At 71.4% G+C, this 20,091-nt stretch carries 20 protein-coding genes; 11 read left to right on the top strand and 9 right to left on the bottom strand.

The annotated features are described in order from the left end of the window. The 6 genes from EWV39_RS09835 to EWV39_RS09810 form a co-directional block, all read left to right on the top strand. The coding region (locus tag EWV39_RS09835) for a BCCT family transporter (RefSeq protein ID WP_193554698.1) at positions 1-792 on the top strand (792 nt) is incomplete at its 5' end. Between the two features lie 250 nt (positions 793-1,042). Beyond that, on the top strand, positions 1,043-2,959 hold the full coding sequence (typA, locus tag EWV39_RS09830; RefSeq protein WP_129659058.1) for a translational GTPase TypA: 1,917 nt from the start codon (positions 1,043-1,045) through the stop codon (positions 2,957-2,959). 16 nt (positions 2,960-2,975) lie between these two features. After that, positions 2,976-4,232: a PIG-L family deacetylase gene (locus EWV39_RS09825; protein WP_129659056.1), complete on the top strand. Its 1,257-nt coding sequence runs from the start codon at positions 2,976-2,978 to the stop codon at positions 4,230-4,232. Between the two features lie 161 nt (positions 4,233-4,393). Then, positions 4,394-4,717 (top strand): ferredoxin, encoded by a 324-nt coding sequence (fdxA, locus tag EWV39_RS09820; protein ID WP_129659054.1) that lies wholly within the window; start codon positions 4,394-4,396, stop codon positions 4,715-4,717. A gap of 14 nt (positions 4,718-4,731) precedes the next feature. Further along, complete coding sequence (gene dapC / locus EWV39_RS09815) at positions 4,732-5,874, top strand: succinyldiaminopimelate transaminase (protein ID WP_129659052.1); 1,143 nt, start codon at positions 4,732-4,734, stop codon at positions 5,872-5,874. Between the two features lie 407 nt (positions 5,875-6,281). Continuing rightward, entirely contained in the window at positions 6,282-7,565 is a 1,284-nt protein-coding gene (locus tag EWV39_RS09810; RefSeq protein ID WP_129659050.1) for a citrate synthase, read from the top strand. 87 nt (positions 7,566-7,652) lie between these two features. On the opposite strand, the gene galE is transcribed toward EWV39_RS09810, so the two are convergent. Together galE and dapD are read right to left on the bottom strand one after the other, a co-directional pair. Continuing rightward, positions 7,653-8,669 (bottom strand): UDP-glucose 4-epimerase GalE, encoded by a 1,017-nt coding sequence (galE, locus tag EWV39_RS09805; protein ID WP_129659049.1) that lies wholly within the window; start codon positions 8,667-8,669, stop codon positions 7,653-7,655. A 23-nt stretch (positions 8,670-8,692) separates the two neighbouring features. Then, positions 8,693-9,649: a 2,3,4,5-tetrahydropyridine-2,6-dicarboxylate N-succinyltransferase gene (gene dapD / locus EWV39_RS09800; RefSeq protein ID WP_129659047.1), complete on the bottom strand. Its 957-nt coding sequence runs from the start codon at positions 9,647-9,649 to the stop codon at positions 8,693-8,695. Between the two features lie 98 nt (positions 9,650-9,747). On the opposite strand from dapD, the gene dapE reads away from it, so the two are divergent. Then, entirely contained in the window at positions 9,748-10,887 is a 1,140-nt protein-coding gene (gene dapE, locus EWV39_RS09795; RefSeq protein WP_129659045.1) for a succinyl-diaminopimelate desuccinylase, read from the top strand. A gap of 108 nt (positions 10,888-10,995) precedes the next feature. On the opposite strand, the gene EWV39_RS09790 is transcribed toward dapE, so the two are convergent. The 4 genes from EWV39_RS09790 to EWV39_RS09775 all read right to left on the bottom strand — a co-directional run bounded on the left by EWV39_RS09790 (position 10,996) and on the right by EWV39_RS09775 (position 14,415). Next, positions 10,996-11,868: an amino acid ABC transporter permease gene (locus tag EWV39_RS09790; protein ID WP_129659043.1), complete on the bottom strand. Its 873-nt coding sequence runs from the start codon at positions 11,866-11,868 to the stop codon at positions 10,996-10,998. Further along, complete coding sequence (locus EWV39_RS09785) at positions 11,865-12,548, bottom strand: amino acid ABC transporter permease (RefSeq protein WP_129659041.1); 684 nt, start codon at positions 12,546-12,548, stop codon at positions 11,865-11,867. Before EWV39_RS09785 ends, EWV39_RS09790 begins: the two co-directional genes overlap by 4 nt. A 144-nt stretch (positions 12,549-12,692) precedes the next feature. Then, entirely contained in the window at positions 12,693-13,559 is an 867-nt protein-coding gene (locus tag EWV39_RS09780; protein WP_129659039.1) for a glutamate ABC transporter substrate-binding protein, read from the bottom strand. A gap of 76 nt (positions 13,560-13,635) precedes the next feature. After that, positions 13,636-14,415 carry an amino acid ABC transporter ATP-binding protein gene (locus EWV39_RS09775; RefSeq protein ID WP_129659037.1) on the bottom strand — a complete coding sequence of 260 codons (780 nt, stop codon included), beginning with the start codon at positions 14,413-14,415 and terminating at the stop codon, positions 13,636-13,638. 181 nt (positions 14,416-14,596) lie between these two features. Here EWV39_RS09775 and EWV39_RS09770 point away from each other — a divergent pair, with 181 nt between their 5' ends. The 4 genes from EWV39_RS09770 (at position 14,597) to EWV39_RS09755 (ending at position 16,866) form a co-directional block, all read left to right on the top strand. Beyond that, positions 14,597-14,902: a hypothetical protein gene (locus EWV39_RS09770; protein ID WP_129659035.1), complete on the top strand. Its 306-nt coding sequence runs from the start codon at positions 14,597-14,599 to the stop codon at positions 14,900-14,902. Next, positions 14,899-16,164 carry a hypothetical protein gene (locus tag EWV39_RS09765; RefSeq protein WP_129659033.1) on the top strand — a complete coding sequence of 422 codons (1,266 nt, stop codon included), beginning with the start codon at positions 14,899-14,901 and terminating at the stop codon, positions 16,162-16,164. The genes EWV39_RS09770 and EWV39_RS09765 overlap by 4 nt, the downstream gene beginning before the upstream one ends. Positions 16,165-16,279: 115 nt before the next feature. Beyond that, positions 16,280-16,468: a DUF3117 domain-containing protein gene (locus tag EWV39_RS09760; RefSeq protein WP_129659031.1), complete on the top strand. Its 189-nt coding sequence runs from the start codon at positions 16,280-16,282 to the stop codon at positions 16,466-16,468. A gap of 41 nt (positions 16,469-16,509) precedes the next feature. Further along, positions 16,510-16,866: a twin-arginine translocase TatA/TatE family subunit gene (locus EWV39_RS09755; protein WP_129659029.1), complete on the top strand. Its 357-nt coding sequence runs from the start codon at positions 16,510-16,512 to the stop codon at positions 16,864-16,866. A 55-nt stretch (positions 16,867-16,921) separates the two neighbouring features. Here EWV39_RS09755 and EWV39_RS09750 read toward each other — a convergent pair whose 3' ends face one another. From EWV39_RS09750 to EWV39_RS09740, 3 genes are read right to left on the bottom strand one after another with little or no spacing between them, the layout of a single operon-like run. Continuing rightward, the gene (locus EWV39_RS09750; protein WP_129659027.1) at positions 16,922-18,097 is read right to left on the bottom strand and encodes an Mrp/NBP35 family ATP-binding protein; all 1,176 of its coding nucleotides are present in this window, start codon (positions 18,095-18,097) and stop codon (positions 16,922-16,924) included. Then, positions 18,087-18,800: a DUF1003 domain-containing protein gene (locus EWV39_RS09745; protein WP_129659025.1), complete on the bottom strand. Its 714-nt coding sequence runs from the start codon at positions 18,798-18,800 to the stop codon at positions 18,087-18,089. The genes EWV39_RS09750 and EWV39_RS09745 overlap by 11 nt, the downstream gene beginning before the upstream one ends. Beyond that, the gene (locus EWV39_RS09740; protein ID WP_129659023.1) at positions 18,793-20,082 is read right to left on the bottom strand and encodes a magnesium transporter MgtE N-terminal domain-containing protein; all 1,290 of its coding nucleotides are present in this window, start codon (positions 20,080-20,082) and stop codon (positions 18,793-18,795) included. Before EWV39_RS09740 ends, EWV39_RS09745 begins: the two co-directional genes overlap by 8 nt. Positions 20,083-20,091: the final 9 nt, after the last annotated feature.

Here is a 20,091-nt window from a genome sequence, read left to right as displayed (position 1 = left end):
TACTGGGGCTGGTGGATCTCCTGGTCGGCCTTCGTGGGCATGTTCATCGCGCGGGTCTCCCGCGGGCGCACCGTGCGCGAGTTCGTGATGGCCGTGCTGCTGGTCCCGGCCGCGATGTCCTTCTTCTGGTTCTCCGTGATGGGCGGGACCGCGATCCACGAGGAGCTCTTCGGCTCCGGCGGCCTGATCGCCGGCGACGGCACCGTGGACAGCGAGAACGCTCTGTTCGGCATGCTGGGGAACCTGCCGGCCTCGGTCCCGCTGGTGATCGGCTCGATCATCCTGATCATCGTGTTCTTCGTGACCTCCGCCGACTCGGGCGCGCTGGTGCTGGGCATGATCGCCTCCTCGGGCTCGCCCGAGCCCAAGACGTGGGTCCGGGTCTTCTGGGTCCTGATCGCCGGCGGCGCCGCGACCGCCCTGCTCTGGGCCGGCGGGGAGGACTCGCTGAACGCGATCCAGACGGTCTCGATCCTCACCGCGCTGCCGTTCTCGGTGGTGATCCTGCTGATGTGCCTCTCGCTGTTCAAGTCGCTCAGCGCGGAGCACGCCCTGTTCGTCCGCGCCCAGCGGCGTCAGGTGCGCAACGAGCTCACGGAGCACATCTCCGAGTCGATGAGCGAGCAGTGGGAGGAGGGCTTCTCCAAGCTCGAGGAGCACGTCAACGAGCGCACCGGGCCCCTCGACCTCTCCGGGGTGAAGATCGAGCTCGAGGGCGGCGAAGAGGGCACTCTGACCCGCAATCCGGATTCCTCGCAGGCTCCCTGGAAGATCGAGCGCGAAGAGCGCTGAGTTCCTCAGAGTTCGTGACGAGGGCCTCTCTCCCCGCCGAGGCGGGGGAGAGGCCCTCGTCGTCTCCAGGGACGGGCCGTTCCGGAGTCCCCGGCGGGCGCCCGGCGCCCCGTCCCTCCGGCGATCGCGCGCCGACCGGCCGGAGGCGCTGGTGACCGCCCTCATGTCGGATTTGGCGCTGGTCGCTATGATGGTAGACGGTCCAAGTGCGGGCCGGATCCAACCCAATCAGCAAAGCGAGCTCATTCGTATGTCAGAAACCCCCAGCACCGCGACGCGGAGCGATCTGCGCAACGTGGCGATCGTGGCCCACGTGGACCACGGGAAGACCACCATCGTCGATGCCATGCTCCGCCAGACCAACGCGTTCTCCTCCCACGGGGACGTCGAGGATCGCGTGATGGACTCCGGTGACCTGGAGAAGGAGAAGGGCATCACGATCCTCGCCAAGAACACCACGGTCTCCTACTCGGGACCGTCGGCGAACGGCGAGACCGTGACGATCAACGTGATCGACACCCCCGGCCACGCCGACTTCGGCGGAGAGGTCGAGCGCGGGCTGTCGATGGTCGACGGCGTCGTGCTTCTGGTCGACGCCTCCGAGGGCCCCCTGCCCCAGACGCGCTTCGTCCTGCGCAAGGCGCTGGCCGCCAAGCTGCCGGTGATCCTCGTGGTCAACAAGGTGGACCGGCCCGACGCGCGCATTGAGGAGGTCGTCTCCGAGTCCATGGACCTGCTGCTGGGCCTGGCCTCCGACCTGGCCGAGGAGGCCCCCGACCTGGACCTCGACTCCGTCCTGGACGTCCCGGTCGTCTACGCATCGGGCAAGGCCGGCCGCGCCTCGACCGAGCAGCCCGCCGACGGCGAGCTCCCCGACAACGAGGACCTCGAGCCGCTGTTCAAGACCATCATGGACCACGTCCCGGCTCCCACCTACGACCCCGAGGGCGTCCTGCAGGCGCACGTGACCAACCTCGATTCCTCCCCGTTCCTGGGCCGCCTGGCGCTGCTGCGCGTCTTCAACGGCACGCTGCGCAAGGGCCAGACCGTGGCCTGGGCCCGCCAGGACGGCCAGCTGAAGAACGTCCGGATCTCCGAGCTGCTCAAGACCGAGGCGCTGGACCGCGTGCCCGCCGAGGAGGCGGGCCCGGGAGACATCGTCGCCGTCGCCGGCATCGAGGACATCACCATCGGCGAGACGCTGACCGACGCGGAGAACCCGCAGCCGCTGCCGCTGATCACCGTGGACGACCCCGCGATCTCCATGACCATCGGCATCAACACCTCGCCCCTGGCCGGCCGGGTCAAGGGTGCCAAGGTCACCGCGCGCCAGGTCAAGGACCGGCTGGACAAGGAGCTGATCGGCAACGTCTCGATCCGCGTCCTGCCCACCCAGCGCCCCGACTCCTGGGAGGTCCAGGGCCGCGGCGAGCTCGCCCTGGCGATCCTCGTGGAGCAGATGCGCCGCGAGGGCTTCGAGCTGACCGCGGGCAAGCCGCAGGTGGTCACCAAGACCATCGACGGCAAGCTGCACGAGCCCATGGAGCGGATGACCATCGACGTCCCCGAGGAGTACCTCGGCGCGGTCACCCAGCTGATGGCCGCCCGCAAGGGCCGCATGGAGACCATGGTCAACAACGGCACCGGCTGGATCCGCATGGAGTTCACCGTGCCCGCCCGCGGCCTGATCGGCTTCCGCACCCAGTTCCTCACCGACACCCGCGGCGCCGGCATCTCCTCCTCCTACGCCGACGGCTTCGAGCCGTGGGCCGGGACGATCGAGTACCGCACCAACGGCTCGCTCATCGCGGACCGCGCCGGCGTGGTGACCCCCTACGCCATGATCAACCTGCAGGAGCGCGGGACCTTCTTCGTGGAGCCCACCTCCGAGGTGTACGAGGGCATGATCGTCGGGGAGAACTCCCGCGCGGACGACATGGAGGTCAACATCACCAAGGAGAAGAAGCTGACCAACATGCGCTCCTCCACGGCGGACTCCTTCGAGAACCTGACCCCGCCGCGCAAGCTCACGCTGGAGGAGTCCCTCGAGTTCGCCCGCGAGGACGAGTGCGTCGAGATCACCCCGGAGGCCATCCGCATCCGCAAGCTGATCCTGGACGCCAACGAGCGCGTCCGCGCCAATCGCTCCCGCGCTCGCGCGAACTAAGGGGCAGCCGCCGCCGATGACCGACCCCCGCTACCCCGAGCAGGGCGAGTACAGGGCGCCCGACGCCGTGTCCGATCTGCTCCCTCCGGGCCTGGGCCCGGAGGGGGCGACCCTGCTGTTCGTCCACGCCCACCCGGACGACGAGTCCACCTCGACCGGCGCCGCCATGGCCGAGTACGCCCGCCGCGGCGCCCGCGTGGAGCTGCTGACGATGACGCGGGGCGAGATGGGGGAGGTCATCGGCCAGGAGCACGCCGCGCTGGACGTGCGCAATCCTGAGCGGTCCGACGGCGGCGACGCCCTGGGCAGGCTCCGTGAGGGCGAGCTCGAGGCGGCCTGCCGCGAGCTCGGCGTCGCCGAGCGCCGCTTCGCCCGGCGGGAGGGCGCGCCCGGCTTCTTCCGCGACTCCGGGATGTCCTGGGACGAGCGCGGCCAGGCCGCGCCCGACCCCGCCGCCAGCCCGGACTGCCTGACCCGCGCCCCGCTGCGGGAGGCGGCCGCGGCGATCGCCGAGGCCATCGAGCAGACGCGGCCAGACGTCGTCGTCAGCTACGACGCCGACGGCGGGTACGGCCACCCGGACCACCGGCGCACCCACGAGGCGCTGATGGCGGCGCTCAAGCGCGTCCGCCCCGAGGCCCGCCCGGCCATGGTCTGGGGCGAGGAGGGCACCGTGGACCGGGGCGATCGCCGGGTCCAGGCGGTGGTCGAGGCGGATCCGGCGGCCAAGAAGGCCGCGATGGCCGCCCACGCCACGCAGGTGCGCGTGGGCGAGGGGGAGACCTTCCAGTACTCCAACGGCGTCGACCAGCAGATCAGCGGGGTGGAGACGTACCGGCTGCTGGCCCGGCGCGAGGACGCCGTGCCGGAGTCGGAGCGCGGCGTCGGCCCCGTCGGCGCGGGGATCACCGGGGCCGCCCTGGGGCTGCTGATGGGCTTCATCGGCACCATGTACCACGCCTTCGTGCTCTACCTGCTGGGCGGGTGGTTCCTGCCGTGGGGCGCCCTGCTGGCGGTCCTGCTGGTCTTCGCCGGGACGCTGTGGATGGGGCACCACACCCGCCGCACGTGGTCGACGGCGCTGCCCGGCGTCGTCGCGTTCTGCGCCGTGGGGCTGTTCGTCTTCGGCCGGGCCGACTCCTTCCTCGTGGTCCCCAGCACCCGGGCGGCGATCGGCGTCGCCGGGATCGTGTGGACGCTGGGCATCCTGGCGGCGACGGCGCTCGGCGTCGGGCTGGCGGGCCGGCGGGGCATGCTGCGTCATCCCCGTTAACCGGCCGTCACCGTGGGTAGTGATCCCGCTGACAGTCGCGGGAGGGGGAATGGGCCTGCGAGACTGGCGTGACTAGACTTGGGTACGGATCCATGTCGCGGCGCCCTGACCCGGCGCGCCGACGGTGCCGGCGGCGTCCGGCGATGCGAGGAAAGGTTTGTATGACGTACGTAATTGCCCAGCCGTGTGTTGACGTCAAGGATCGCGCCTGCGTCGAGGAGTGCCCGGTCGACTGCATCTACGAGGGCGAGCGCAGCCTCTACATCCACCCGGACGAGTGCGTCGACTGCGGCGCCTGCGAGCCGGTCTGCCCCGTCGAGGCCATCTACTACGAGGATGACGTGCCCGAGGAGTGGGACCCCTACACCTCCGCCAACGCCGAGTTCTTCGACGAGATCGGCTCCCCGGGCGGGGCCGCGCGCACCGGCGTGATCGAGTCGGACCACCCGATGATCGCCGCCCTGCCGCCCCAGAACCAGGACTGAGGGAGCGCCCCGCGATGACCGGCTTCGGACTCCAGCTGCCCGACTACCCCTGGAACGCGATGGCGCCGTACCGCGAGCGCGCGGCGCGGCACCCCGGCGGCGTCGTGGACCTCTCGATCGGGACCCCCGTGGACCCGACGCCGGAGGTCGTGCGCGAGGCCCTGGCGTCCGCCGCCGACTCGCCGGGGTATCCCACCACGCACGGCGAGCGCGGGCTGCGGGAGTCGGTCTCCGGCTGGTTCGCCCGACGCCGCGGCGTCGAGGGGCTGGACCCGGAGGCGATCATGCCGACCGTGGGGTCCAAGGAGCTGGTCGCCTGGCTGCCGACGCTGCTGGGGCTGGGCCCCGGCGACGTCGTCGTGCGCCCCTCGGTGGCCTACCCGACCTACGACATCGGCGCCCGGCTGGCCCACGCGGAGGCCGTCGCCGCCGACGACCTCGAGGAGCTGGACCCCGAGGTCCGCTCCCGCGTGCGGCTCGTGTGGGCCAACTCGCCGGGCAACCCCACCGGCATCGTGCGCGACGCCGTCTCGCTGGCCCGGCTGGTGGAGCAGGCGCGCGCGGTGGGCGCCGTCGTCGCCTCGGACGAGTGCTACGCGGAGCTCGGTTGGGGGGAGTGGGACGAGGCCCGCGGCGGGCGCCGCGTCCCCTCGGTCCTCGACCCGGCCGTGGCCGGCGGCTCCTGGGAGGGCCTGCTCTCCGTCTACTCGCTGTCCAAGCAGTCCAACCTCGCCGGGTACCGCGCCGCCTTCGTCGCCGGCGCCCCGGAGCTCATGCCCAACCTCGTCAACTCCCGGAAACACGCGGGGATGATCGTCCCGCGGCCGGTGCAGCTGGCGATGGCCGCCGCGCTGGGCGACGACGCCCACGTCGCGGCCCAGAAGGACCTGTACCGGGCGCGCCGGGAGCGGCTTAAGCCCGCGGTGGAGGCCTTCGGCCTGCGCCTCGAGCACTCCGAGGCCGGCCTGTACCTCTGGGGCACGGCCGGGGAGGACACCTGGGAGACGGTCGGCCGGTTCGCCGACGCCGGCATCGTGATCGGCTCCGGCACGTTCTACGGCGAGCGGGGGGAGGGCTACGTGCGGATCTCCCTGACCGGGACCGACGAGCGCGTAGAGGCCGCCGCGGCGCGCCTGGAGGCGGCCGCGGGGGCCTGAGCGGGGGCGCCGGGGCTGGGGGGCTGGCCGGGGTCTGAGCGGGGCTCGGGGTCTGAAGGCCTGAGTGCGGGTGCCGGGGCCTGGATGCGGGTCTCCGGGTCTTGCGCCGCCCTGCGAGCCGCTCGCAGCTCCGGAGGATGCGCCCCTGTCCGGCCCGTATCGGGCGCCCCGCCGATCTTCCCGTGGCGTCCGCCGCCGCCCGCGGATCCCGCCCCGGGAGGCCCGCGCCACACCACCGGAATTAGTGACGATGTGACGCTAACCGGTAGAGTGAACTGAGAGTTTTGTGTCCCTGCCCACGGCATGCGCCACGGCGACCCCGCGCGCCCAGGCCGCGGGCCCCTCGGGACCGCACCATCCGACACACATCCTGAGGGTCGGCGGGATCACTTGCAACGGGAGGAAATATGACCGATAACGCAGCGCTGAACTACGGCGGCAAGACGATCGAGTTCCCCGGCGTCGAGCCCTCGGTGGGCACCGGGGCCTTCGACATCGCCAACCTGCGCTCCGAGACGGGCGGGCACGTCACCTACGACCCGGGCTTCATGAACACGGCCAACACGAAGTCGTCGATCACCTACATCGACGGCGACGAGGGGATCCTGCGCTACCGCGGCTACCCGATCGAGGACCTGGCCCAGCACTCGAGCTTCGTCGAGGTCGCCTACCTGCTGATCTTCGGCGAGCTGCCCACCCCGGATCAGCTGGCGCAGTTCGACGACACGGTCCGCAAGCACACCATGGTGCACGAGGACATCAAGGTCTTCTTCTCCGGCTTCCCCCGCGACGCGCACCCGATGGCCGTGCTGGCCTCGGCGGTCTCCGCGCTGTCGACCTTCTACCCGGACTCCCTGGACCCGCACGACGAGCGCGAGGTCGAGGTCTCGACCTTCCGCCTGCTCTCCAAGGTCCCCACGCTCGCGGCCTATGCCTACAAGAAGTCGCTGGGCGAGCCGATGATGTACCCGAAGAACGAGCTCTCCTACACCGAGAACTTCCTCCGCCTGTGCTTCGGCGTCCCCGCGCAGGACTACGAGGTCGACCCGGAGATCGCCAAGGCCCTGGACCAGCTGCTGATCCTGCACGCCGACCACGAGCAGAACTGCTCGACCTCCACGGTCCGCCTGGTCGGCTCCTCCGACGCCAACATGTTCGCCTCCATCTCCGGCGGCATCAACGCCCTCTACGGTCCCAAGCACGGCGGCGCCAACGAGGCGGTGCTGAACATGCTGCGCCGGATCAAGGCCGAGGGCATCAGCCCCGAGGACTACATGGAGAAGGTCAAGAACAAGGAGGAGGGCGTCCGCCTCATGGGGTTCGGGCACCGGGTCTACAAGAACTACGACCCCCGCGCCCGGATCGTGAAGTCCACCGCGGACTCGATCCTGAAGAAGATCGGCGGCGACGACGAGCTGCTGGACATCGCGTTGCGGCTCGAGGAGAAGGCCCTGGCCGACGACTACTTCGTCGAGCGCAAGCTGTACCCGAACGTCGACTTCTACACCGGCCTGATCTACAAGGCCATGGGCTTCCCGGAGAAGATGTTCACTGTGCTCTTCGCGATCGGCCGCCTGCCGGGTTGGATCGCCCAGTGGCGCGAGATGGTGCAGGATCAGGACACCAAGATCGGGCGTCCGCGCCAGGTCTACACCGGCGCTCCCGAGCGGCGGTACCCGGGCGCCGAGTAGCACCGGCCCCGCCCGCGCACGCAAGAACGGCCCGCGCTCCCCGCTGAAGGGGAGCGCGGGCCGTCTGCGCATCTGGTCCCGAGCGCCTCAGCCGGCGTACCCCCGGGGGTTCTGCTCCTGCCAGCGCCAGTGGTCCGCGCACATCGTCGCGAGGTCGCGGGAGGCCGACCAGCCGAGGTCGGCCAGCGCGGAGGAGGGGTCGGCGTAGGAGACCGCGACGTCGCCCGGCCGCCGTGGCGCGAGCTCGTAGGGGATCGGCCGCCCCGAGGCCGCCTCGAAGGCGTCCCGGACCTCGAGCACCGAGTAGCCGTTGCCCGTCCCGAGGTTCCAGGTGCGCAGCCCGCCGTGCTCGACGACGTAGTCCAGCGCCTTGAGGTGCCCGTCCGCGAGGTCCATCACGTGGATGTAGTCGCGCACGCCCGTCCCGTCCGGGGTGGGGTAGTCGTCGCCGAAGACCATGAGCTTCTCTCGCCGGCCCACGGCCACCTGGGCGATGAACGGCAGCAGGTTGTTCGGCACGCCCGTGGGATCCTCGCCGATGCGGCCCGAGGAGTGCGCCCCCACCGGGTTGAAGTAGCGCAGCAGCGCGATGTTCCAGGAGGGGTCCGCCGCCGCGAGGTCCATGAGCATGTCCTCGATGTGCTCCTTGGTCCGGCCGTAGCAGGACTGCGCGTCGAGGTTCAGCTTCTCGGTCAGCGGCATCTCCTCCGGGGCGCCGTACACGGTGGCGGAGGAGGAGAAGACGAACGAGCGGCATCCCGAGGCCTCCATGGCCTCCAGCAGGTTGATCGTCCCGGCGACGTTGGTCCGGTAGTACCACAGCGGCTTCTCCGCCGACTCTCCCACCGCCTTGAGGCCCGCGAAGTGGATGACCGCGTCGGGACGGCTGCGGCGGAAGAGCTCCGTGAGTGCGGCGGCGTCCAGCAGGTCCACCTCGTGGAACTCGATCGGCTTGCCCCCGGCCAGCTCCGAGACCCGCTCCAGCGAGGTCTTGGAGGAGTTCGCGAGGTTGTCCGCCACCACGATCTCGTGACCGTCCTCGAGCAGCGCCAGGACGGTGTGGGAGCCGATGTACCCGGCGCCCCCGGTGACCATGATTCTCATGCGTGCTTCCTTTCCGGGCCGGGTCAGTTCTGGTGCAGCGCGTCGTTGAGCTCGACCGAGCCGGTGCGGCGCTGGAGGGCCTCCACGGTCCCGGTCTGGGAGTTCCGCCGGAAGAGCAGGTTGGGGGTGCCGGAGAGGTCCGCGGCCTTCACGACGTCGGCCCCGGCCTCGGTCTTGACCGTCACCCGGGTGCCCGCCGTGAGGTAGAGGCCGGCCGCGAGGACGCAGTCGTCGCCCAGCGAGATCCCGACGCCCGCGTTGGCTCCGAGCAGCACCCGCTCGCCGAGGGTGACCCGCTGCGTCCCGCCGCCGGAGAGGGTCCCCATGATCGAGGCGCCGCCGCCGACGTCGGTGTGGTCGCCGACCACGACGCCCTGGCTGATGCGCCCCTCGACCATGGCGGCCCCGAGGGTCCCGGCGTTGTAGTTCACGAAGCCCTCGTGCATCACGGTGGTGCCCTCGGCCAGGTGCGCGCCGAGGCGGACGCGGTCCGCGTCGCCGATCCGCACCCCGGTGGGCACGACGTAGTCGACCATCCGGGGGAACTTGTCCACCGAGTAGACGGTCAGGGCCCCGCGGGAGCGCAGCCGCAGCCGGGCCGCCCCGAGCTCGGAGGCCAGGACCGGGCCGGCGCTGGTCCAGGCGACGTTGGCGAGGACGCCGAACAGGCCGTCCAGATTGATGGAGTTGGGGCGGACCAGGCGGTGGGAGAGCGCGTGCAGGCGCAGGTAGGCGTCCGCGGCGTCGGCGGGGGCCTCCTGCAGGTCGATGGAGGCGCTGACGACGCGCGTCTCGACGTTGCGGGCCTCGTCGGCGCCGGCGGCGGCCTCGAGGTCGGCGCGGACCGACTCGTCGGGCTCCGGGGCGAGGACGGGGGAGGGGTACCAGACGTCGAGGATGCGGCCCTGCTCGGGGCCGGAGGCCACGACGGTGGCCAGGCCGATCCCGGCGGCGTGTGCGGCAGTATTGCTGTGAGTCATGGCCCCAGTGTACGGAAGTCGCCCCGCAGATTCCGGCCGGGACCCGGCATGTGGACGACGCGGGCCCGATGCCCTCGGGTGCCCTATGCTGTGGACACATGAGCACCACCGGCAACGCACCCGAGACCAGTACGAAGACCCTCGAGCTCGACCTGACCCAGGACGTCGCGCAGCTGACCGCCGACCTCCTGGACATCCACTCCGTGTCCGACCACGAGGGCCCCATCGCCGACGCCGTCGAAGCCGCGCTGAGCCGGCTCGGCCACCTCCGGGTCACCCGGCACGGGGACACGATCGTGGCCCGCACCGAGCTCGGCCGCGCCGAGCGCGTGGTGCTCGCCGGGCACCTGGACACCGTGCCGCTGCCGAGCACCGAGGGCGCTCGCGGGACCGTCCCCTCGCGCTGGGAGGACGAGGACGGCCGCCGGGTGCTCTACGGGCGGGGCGCCACCGACATGAAGGGCGGCGTCGCCGTGCAGCTGGCGCTCGCCGCCGCGCTCACGGAGCCGGTCCGGGACGTCACCTACGTCTTCTACGACCACGAGGAGGTGGCGAGCGAGTCATCCGGCCTGGGCAGGCTGATGCGCTCCCGCCCCGAGCTGGTCACCGACGCCGACTTCGCCGTCCTGCTGGAGCCCACCGCCGGGCGGATCGAGGGCGGCTGCAACGGCACCCTCCGGTTCTGGATCCGCGCCCGCGGCCTCGCCGCCCACTCGGCCCGGGCCTGGAAGGGCGAGAACGCCATCCACCGGGTCCAGCCCGCCCTGGCCGCGCTGTGCGCCTACGAGCCGGCGACGATCGGAGTCGAGGGCCTGGACTACCGGGAGGGCCTCAACGCCGTGCAGATCAGCGGCGGCACCGCCGGCAACGTGATCCCGGACGCCTGCGACCTGCACATCAACTACCGCTTCGCCCCGGACAAGAGCGTCGAGGAGGCGATCGCCCACGTCGAGGAGGTCTTCGCGGGGTACGAGCTGGACTTCGTGGACCGCTCGCCGGCGGCGCGGCCGGGCCTGGACGCCCCCCTGGCCCGCGAGCTGGTCGAGGCGGTCGGGAACGAGCCGGGGCCGAAGTACGGCTGGACCGACGTCGCCCGCTTCTCCGCCCTGGGCATCCCGGCGGTGAACTTCGGCCCCGGGGACGCCCTGCTGGCCCACACGGACGACGAGCACGTCGACGCCGAGGACGTGCGGGCCTGCCGCGCGGCCCTCGCGGCGTGGCTCGCCCCGGCGGGCTGAACCCGACGGGTTCGCCCCGGCGGACTGGTCCCCGACGGGCTCACCCTGGCGGGCTGATCCCGGCACCGATCCCGGCGAGCTGATCCCGCCGGGAACGGGCCCGGGCCCTCAGGCGGCCTTCTCCGGTGCCCCCACCCCGGGCCCCACCGGGATCTTCGTCCGCCCGGAGGTCCGGCTGCTCAGGTACCCGGAGAGCCAGTTCGCCGCGCTGGTGAGGACGAAGTTGATGACGATGAACACCACCGCCGCGATCAGCAGCGACTGCAGCATCGAGTTCGCCGAGCCGAGGCGCCGGGCCGAGTCCAGCAGCTCGGGGTAGGTGATGATGATGCCCAGCGCGGTGTCCTTCAGGATCACCACGAACTGGCTGAGCATCGAGGGCAGCATGGCGACCAGGGCCTGGGGCAGCTGGATGCTCCGCAGCACCTGCCCGTGGGTCAGGCCCACCGCCAGGCCCGCCTCGCTCTGCCCCTTCGGCAGCTGGTGCACGCCCGAGCGCACCAGCTCGGCGATGACGGAGCCGTTGTAGAAGGTCAGCCCCAGGACCACCGCCAGGAAGGGCAGGTCCGAGGGCGGTACGACGTCGAGGAACCCGATCCACAGCCAGAAGAAGATCATCATCAGCAGCACCGGCACCGCGCGGAAGAACTCGACGATCACCGTGCACACCGCGCGCACCAGCGCATTGGGGGCCAGCCGGCCCATGCCGAAGAGCAGGCCGAAGGCCACCGAGGTGACGATCGAGACCAGCGCCGCCTTCAGCGTCGAGACCAGGCCCGGCAGGTAGAAGTTCTCCCAGGCGTTGGCGGTGAAGGCGAATGACCACCGGCTCCAGCTCAGCTGGCCGCGGTCGGCCAGGGTGGCGAGCAGCCACCAGATCACCGCCGCCGCCAGCAGGAGGCCGACCACGTTGAAAATCAGGGTCAGCCGCCGCCCGCGCGGTCCCTGCGCGTCGAACAGCACGTTCAGGTTCGCCTTCATCGCTTCACCGCCCACTTCCTGGAGGCCCACGTGGTGATCAGGCCCATCGGGATCACGATGACGACGAAGCACATCGCGAACGTGAGGAAGATGGCGATCACGATGTCGGAATTGAACTCGATCATGGTCTTCATCAGCCCCGAGGCCTCGGCCACCGAGGCCGCGGTGGCCACCGTGGTGTTCTTGGTCAGCGCGATCAGGGTGTTGCCCAGCGGGGTGATGGACCCCCGCAGTGCCTGGGGGAAGATGATCAGCCGGGCCGAGGGGAGGAAGCTCAGCCCGATGGCCCGGGCCGCCTCCGCCTGGCCGACCGGCACGGTGTTGACGCCGGAGCGGATGGCCTCGCACACGAACGCCGCGTGGTAGAGGGACAGGGCGACGACGGCGAAGTTGAAGAAGTTCTGCTGGAAGTCGCCGGAGAGCTTGATCTGCAGCTGGGTCCACACGCCGAGGACGGCGATGAACATCAGGATCGTCAGCGGCGTGTTGCGCAACAGCTGCACGTAGGTCGCGCCGAAGCCGCGCAGGCTCGCGATGGGCGAGATGCGCATGAGCGCGAGGAGGCAGCCGAGGACGAAGGAGCCGATGGCGGCCCAGAAGGTCAGCTGGATGTTGACCCAGAAGGCCCCGAGGACGTCGTACTGGCTCAGGACGGAAGCGTAGCGGTCCAGGAAGGACATGCGATCACTCCCTGCGGTGCTCGAGGGGACACGGTGGTTCTCCGGTGGTGGGTGAGCTGGGGGAGGGCGGCGCCGGCGGGGCTCCCGTCGTCACGGCCCGGTCGCCGCCTCCGCACCGGTCCGGCGCGGAGGCGGCGTCGTGGCTCAGGCGCAGCCGTCGGCCGCAGTCGGCGGGTTGAGCTCGGTGTTGTACTGGTAGTCGGCGCCCTCGGTGTTATCGGTCACCGCCTTCTCCCAGTCGCCATCGTCGACCATCTTGTTGATGGCCTCGCCGATGGCGGCGCACTGGTCGGATCCCTTCGGCAGGCCGACGCCGTAGCGCTCCTCCGTGAAGGTGTTGCCCACGACCTTGAACTTGCCGCGGTTGGCGTCGGTCGAGGCCAGGCCGGCGAGGATGATGTCGTCGGTGGTCACGGCGTCGACGTTGCCGGCCTCCAGGGCGCCCAGGCAGTCGGCGTAGCCGGTCTGCTCGACGAGGTTGGTGCCCTGGGCGTAGTCATCCTTGATCGTCTGGGCGGAGGTGGAGCCCTGCACGGAGCAGAGGTTCTTGCCCTCCAGGTCCCCCGGCCCGGTGATGTCGGTGTTGTCGGCCGTGACCAGCAGGTCCTGGCCCGCCACGAAGTACGGGCCGGCGAAGTCCACGCTCTCCTTGCGGGTGTCGGTGATGGAGTAGGTCGCGAAGATCATGTCGACCTGGTTGTTCTGCAGCATGTTCTCGCGGTTGGCGGAGGGGGCCTGGACCCATTCGATCTGGTCCTCGGCGTAGCCCAGCTCGTTGGCCACGTACTTCGCGACGTCGACGTCGAAGCCGGTGTACTCGCTGCCGTCCTGGTAGCCGAGGCCGGGCTGGTCGTACTTGATGCCGATGCGGACGGAGTCGCCGTCGCCGCCCTCCTCGGAGTCGCCGCCGCCACCGCAGCCGGTGAGGACCAGGGCGGTGGTCGCGGCCAGCGCCGCGGCGCCGAGGGCGCGGGATCTGAGGGTACGGGGTCCGGAGGTGCCGAGTGACATGGAGTGCTCCTTATGTGATGCGAGTCCGGCCCGGGGGCCGGCGGGATGCCGGGCGGCGCCCGGCGGTGTGGGTGGCCTAGTGGTTGAGGATCTTGCCGAGGAAGTCCTTGGCGCGCTCGCTCTGCGGGTTGGTGAAGAACTCCTCGGGGGTGGACTGCTCGACGATCTGGCCGTCGGAGAGGAAGATGACGCGGTGCGCGGCCTTGCGGGCGAAGCCCATCTCGTGGGTCACGACGATCATCGTCATCCCCTCCTTGGCCAGCGCGACCATGGTGTCGAGCACCTCGTTGATCATCTCCGGATCCAGGGCCGAGGTGGGCTCGTCGAAGAGCATGACCTTGGGACGCATGGCCAGGGCGCGGGCGATGGCCACCCGCTGCTGCTGGCCGCCGGAGAGCTGCGCGGGCAGCTTCTGCGCCTGGTTGGCGACGCCGACCTTCTCCAGCAGCGCCATGGCCAGCTCCTGGGCCTGCTTCTTGGACTTCCCGCGCACCTTCATGGGGCCGAGCATGACGTTGGAGAGCACCGACTTGTGGGCGAAGAGGTTGAAGGCCTGGAAGACCATGCCGACGTCGGAGCGCAGCTTGGCCAGCGCCTTGCCCTCCGCGGGGAGGGGCACGCCGTCGACGGTGATCTCGCCCTCGTCGATGGTCTCGAGCCGGTTGATGGTCCGGCACAGCGTCGACTTGCCGGAGCCGGAAGGGCCGATCAGGACCACCACCTCGCCGGGGTGGACGGTGAGGTCGATGTCCTTCAGCACGTGCAGGTCGCCGAAGTGCTTGTTGACCCCGCTCATCCGGACCTCCCCTCCGGCCTGGGAGATCGTCGCGGTTTCGCCGAGTGGTTCAGTGGTCATGGCACTCACGTTTCACAGAAGAGGTGGGCGGGAAATGTGATCTAAGTTATATCAGAATATGTGTCCTGGGTAACGTCAGACTAGAGCGGGGCTGTTTCGCGCCGATGTCGCGGAGGGGTCCGGGCGATGACGTGCGCGGCCGGACGGGCGAGGGCGCCGGTGCGTGCGTCAGAATGGGGGGATGAACGTCATTCTCGTCGGCCTCACGCTCCTGGTCCTGGCGGGGACCCTGATCGCCTGCGTCTCCCTCGGATCCGACCGCTTCGCGGCCGCCCAGCACGTCTCGCGGGACGGGATCGAGGTCCTCCCTCCGGCGCGAGGGCCGCTCGAGGGGCCCTCCTGGAACGGGCATGAGGGCGCGGAGGCCGAAGGAGCCGACGACGCGGATGCCGGCCCCGCCGGCTCGGCGGGCGCCGGTCACAGGGACGGCGGCCCCGCGGACGGCGGACCCGCCAACGGAGCAGCCGACGGGCGCGGCGGCGCGTGACCGGCACGCTCCAGCAGGGCGCGCCCCGCCTCTCCCGCACCCGCCGCCTGCCCCCGTGGGCGGTGGTGCTCCTCGTCTACGCGGCGACGCGGGCGTGGAGCTGGTTCGTCCTGGTCACCGTGGCGCGCCACCAGGGGGCCTCGCCCTGGGGCGTCGCCCGGCCGGGGTACCTCGAGTTCATCGGCTTCTGGGACTCGGACTGGTACCGGCAGATCGCCGAGGGCGGCTACCCCGCCGACCTGCCGGCCTCCCCCTCGGGGGAGACCCTGCCCAACGCGTGGGCCTTCTACCCGCTCTACCCCGCCCTCGTCCGCGCGGTCATGGGGGTCACCGGGCTGGGCTGGAACGCGGCCGGCGGCACGGTCTCCCTGGCGTGCGGCGCCGGGGCGAGCCTGCTGCTGTACCGGCTCTTCCGCCGGCGGGGCGAGGGCGCCGGGCTCGACCGCTTCGCCCTGACCTGCACCGCCCTGGTCCTGCTGAACCCGGTGGCCCCCGTGCTGCAGGTCCCCTACGCCGAGTCTCTCTCCCTGATGCTCCTGGCTGGGGTCCTCCTCGCGGTGCTCAGGGACCGCCCGTGGACCGCCGCGGTGCTGGTCCCGCTGGCCTGCCTCTCCCGCCCCATCGGCGTGCCGCTGGGGGCGATGCTGGGAATCTGGTGGTGCGTCCGCGCGGTGGCGGCCTACCGGCAGGAGGCGGCGGGGGACGACGTCGCCGCCGTCGCCTCCCGCCGCCGCCGCGCGCTGAGCGCCCTGTGCCGGACGCGCGGCCCGCTCGCGCTCGCGCTGTGGGCCTGCGCCTGCGCCTTGGGCTGGCTCTTCGCCGCCTGGGCGGTCACCGGCCGCCCGGACGCCTACACCGCCGCCGAGACCGCGTGGCGCGGCGAGCACCTGCTGCCGTTCCAGCCGTGGCTCGAGCAGTCGCTGGCCTACCTGGGCCCGCTGGGTCCGCTCGTCCTGGTGGTGCTGGTGGGCGGGTTCGCCCTCGCGCTGCGCTCGCGGGCGGCCGTGGCCACGCTGCCCTGCCGGCTGCGGCTGTGGTGCGCGTGCTACCTGGTCTACCTGCTGGCCTTCCTGTTCCCGCAGACCTCGACCTTCCGCCTCCTGCTGCCCCTCTTCCCCCTCGCGGCCCCGCTGGCGGCCGCCTCCCGCTCGCGCGCCTACCGGGCGCTGCTGCTGGTGGGTGCGGCCATCGGGCAGCTCGTCTGGGTGGGCTGGCTGTGGCACTGGCAGGAGCTGCCGGGCGGCGGCGACTACCCGCCCTGATCCGCCTGACGGCGTAAGCTGGATCACAAGCCGTGGACGAGGCGGGCTATCATGGAGGGGTCCCGACACGCCGCCTTCGCGAGCGGAGCGTCACTCGACCCGAAAGGAATCTCCGATGGCCGCTATGAAGCCGAGGACCGGCGAGGGCCCCATGGAAGTGACCCGGGAGGGACGTTCGCTGATCATGCGCATCCCGCTGGAGGGGGGAGGCCGGCTCGTCCTCGAGATCACCGCCGAGGAGGCGCGCAGCCTGCAGGACTGCCTCGAGCCCATCACTACCGGGGCCGGGCAGGGAGGCGGGTGAGACCCAGCTCAGCCCCAGGCGGGGACTGGTAATCTTCCTATGTGTTTGGAATCAACGGCGCCGAGTTCCTGGTTCTGGCGATCATCGTCTTCTTCGTGATCGGTCCTGAGCGCATGCCGGAGTACGCCCGGCAGCTCAAGGACTTCATCAAGGGACTCCGCCGCACGGCCGTGGACGCCAAGGACGGCATCAAGGATTCCCTCGGACCCGAGCTGTCCGAGATCAACTGGCGGGCCTACGACCCGCGGCAGTACGACCCCCGGCGGATCGTCCGCGAGGCCCTCATGGAGGACGAGGAGGAGGCCGCCGCCGAGCGGGAGAAGGCCGCCCCGCCGCAGCAGAACCTCCGCCGCCTGACCCCGGGCCAGCCCGCGCCCTTCGACTCCGAGGCCACCTGAGCGGACGCTCCGCGGGCTCCCGGCCCGGGCGCAACACCCCCGGTCCGGCCGCGGCTCAGGTGAGCGTGACCGGCAGAGGCCGGCCCGCCAGGCCGCGGCCGCGGCGTCGGAGGCTCTCCGCGATATCCTCCAGCGCCTCGGCGGAGGGGGAGCCGGGAGCGGACCAGACCACCGGCACGCCGGCGTCGCCCCCTTCGCGCAGCGCGGGGTCCAGCGGCACCGAGCCCAGCAGCGGGACGTCCCGCTCGGTGCTCCGGGAGAGCCGCTCCGCGAGCAGGCGCCCGCCTCCGGAGCCGAACATCTCCAGCAGCGACCCGTCCGGCATGGTCATGGCCGCCATGTTCTCCACGACCCCCACCACCTCCTGGCCGGTCTGCAGCGACATGGTCCCGGCGCGCTCGGCGATGTCGACGGCGGCGTGCTGCGGGGTCGAGACCACCACCAGCCCCGCGCTGGGGACCAGCTGGGACATCGAGATCGCGATGTCGCCCGTGCCCGGCGGGAGGTCCAGCAGCAGCACGTCCAGGTCGCCGAAGTGGACGTCGGTCAGGAACTGCTCGAGCGCGCGGTGCAGCATCGGCCCGCGCCAGGCCACCGGCCGGTTGTCCGGCAGGAACATGCCGATCGAGATGACGCGGATGGAGCCGGCGTCGGGCTCGGACCCGGCCGATCCCGCGTCGGGGCGACGCCGCTCCGGGGGCACCTCCACCACCGGCGGGAGGATCATGTCCTCGACCTTCGTCGGCGGCTGGGTGATGCCCAGCAGGCCGGGGACCGAGAACCCGTGCACGTCGGCGTCGACGATGCCCACGGACAGCCCGCTCGCGGCCAGGGAGGCCGCGAGGTTGACCGTGACGGTCGACTTCCCGACCCCGCCCTTGCCCGAGGCGATCGCGTAGACGCGGGTGAGGTTCGCGGGATCGGCGAAGGGGTTGGTCTTGGTGTGGCCCAGCCTGTCGCGCAGGCGCCGGCGGGCCTCGGCGTCCATGTAGGAGATCTCGACGCGGACCTCCCGCACCCCGGGGACCCGGCCGACGGCCTGCCGGACGTCGTCCTCGATGGTCCCGCGCATGGGGCACCCCTCGATGGTCAACTGGACGCCGATCCGCGCGACGCCCTCCTCCAGCTCGGCCCCGGTGACCATGTCCAGCTCCGTGATGGGCCGCCTCAGCTCGGGGTCGACGACGCCGTCCAGGGCGCTCCACAGCTCGCTCCGCGCGCTATCGGTCATCTCGCTCCTCGTCCTGCCGCTCCCGCGGCGACTCGTGGGTGCTCCGCTCGCTCCGGGCGCCGCCCTGCGCGGCGGGCTCCGGCTCGACGATGTCCAGGATGGAGGTCCGCGACTCGGCCGTGCCGGCCTGCTGCCGGCGCCGGGGCGCCCCCTCCTGCGGCGCCGGGCGCTGCTCCTCGCGCTCCCCGTGCTCCGCCAGCAGCTCCTCGAGCTGGTCGCGCAGCTCGGAGCGGACGAAGTCGCGGGTGGCGACCTCGCGCAGGGCGATGCGCAGGGAGACGATCTCCCGGGTCAGGTACTCGGTGTCCGCCAGGTTCTGCTGGGCCCGCTTCCGGTCCTCCTCCGCGACCACGCGGTCGCGATCGTCCTGCCGGTTCTGCGCCAGCAGCAGCAGCGGCGCGGCGTAGGAGGCCTGCAGGGAGAGCATCAGGGTCAGCAGGGTGAAGTTCAGGGCCCGCGGGTCGAACTGGAGGTGCTCCGGCATGAGCGTGTTCCACGCCAGCCACACGGTCACGAAGACCGTCATCCACAGCAGGAACTGGGGCGTGCCCATCCAGCGGGCGAAGGACTCGGTGGCGACGCCGAAGGCCTCCGGATTGGGCCGGTACCTCCGGTACCACCTGGGGCGGGCCTCCAGGGGGGTGTCCAGCGAGGCGAGCCGCTGGGGGAGGCGGGGGCTGCGGGTCTTGCGCGTCTCACTCAAAGCTGCGGCTCACCTTCCGCACCGGGGTGCCGTCGTCGTTGGTGCGCCAGTCCTCGGGCAGCAGGGCGTCCAGGACGTCGTCGATGGTCACGGCGCCGACCAGGCGGTCGTGCTCGTTGACCACCGGGATGAGGGTCAGGTCGTAGGTCGCGAGCACGCGGGAGACCTCCTCGAGGGTCGCCATGTCCGAGACCGGCTCGATGCTGCGGTCGATGATGTTGCCCACGTGCTCCGGCGGCGGGTAGCGCAGCAGCTGCTGCATGTGGACCATGCCGATGTAGCGGCCCGTGGGGGTCTCCAGCGGGGGCCGGCAGACCAGCACCGCCGCGGCGACGGCCGGGCTGATGTCCTCCTGGCGCACCTGCGCCAGCGCCTCGGCCACGGTGGCCTCGGGCGGCAGGATGATGGGGACCGGGGTCATGAGCGAGCCGGCGGTGCCCTCCTCGTACTCCAGGAGGCGGCGGACGTCGTCGGCCTCCTCCTTCTCCATCCGGCCGAGCAGGGCCTCGCGCTGGGCGTCGGTGAACAGGCCGAGGAGGTCCGCGGCGTCGTCGGGCTCCATCTCCTCCAGGATGTCCGCGGCGCGGGTGATGTCCAGGCTGGCGAGGATCTGGAACTGGTCCTCCTCGGGCAGCTCCTGCAGGACGTCGGCCAGGCGCTCGTCCTGGAGCTCCTCGGCGACCTCGAGCATGCGCTTCTCGTTGAGGTCGTGCAGGGCGTCGGCGAGGTCGGCGGGCTGGGTGTCCTCGTGGGTCGCGAGGAAGTGCTGGGCGCCCTGGGGATCCAGGGTGGTCTCGTAGAGCGTCTCGTCCCAGGAGACCACCAGCGCCTCGCCCTTGCGGCGCATGAGCCCGCCGCCGGTGCCGGTGCGGCGGACGAACAGCTCCGAGAGCTTCCAGTCCCCGTTCCTGGTCTGCTCCATCGCGCAGTCCTCGATGGTGGCCTTGCCCGAGCCGTCCCGCAGCACCACCTCGCGGTCGAAGATCTCGCCGATCACCAGGGCCTCCGCCCCGCGCTGCTCGAAGCGGCGCAGGTTCACCAGCCCGGTGACGATGATCTGCGTGGAGTCGATGCTGTTCACCCGGGTCATCGGGACGAAGACCCGGCGCTTGCCGAGCACCTCGACGACGATGCCGACGATGAGCGGCCACTGCGTCCCGCGCTGGGCCTGCCGATGGAGCACGACGACGTCGCGGAGGCGCCCCAGGCGGTCCCCGAGGGGATCGAAGACGTCCAGGCCCAGCAGCCTGGCGATGAAGATCTTGCTCGGTTGATTGCTCACCGTCCCAGC

Source organism: Rothia halotolerans (genome assembly GCF_004136635.1).
In the GTDB taxonomy this organism is placed as follows: Bacteria; Actinomycetota; Actinomycetes; order Actinomycetales; family Micrococcaceae; genus Rothia; species Rothia halotolerans.
This window is presented reverse-complemented; position numbering and strand designations above follow the sequence as displayed.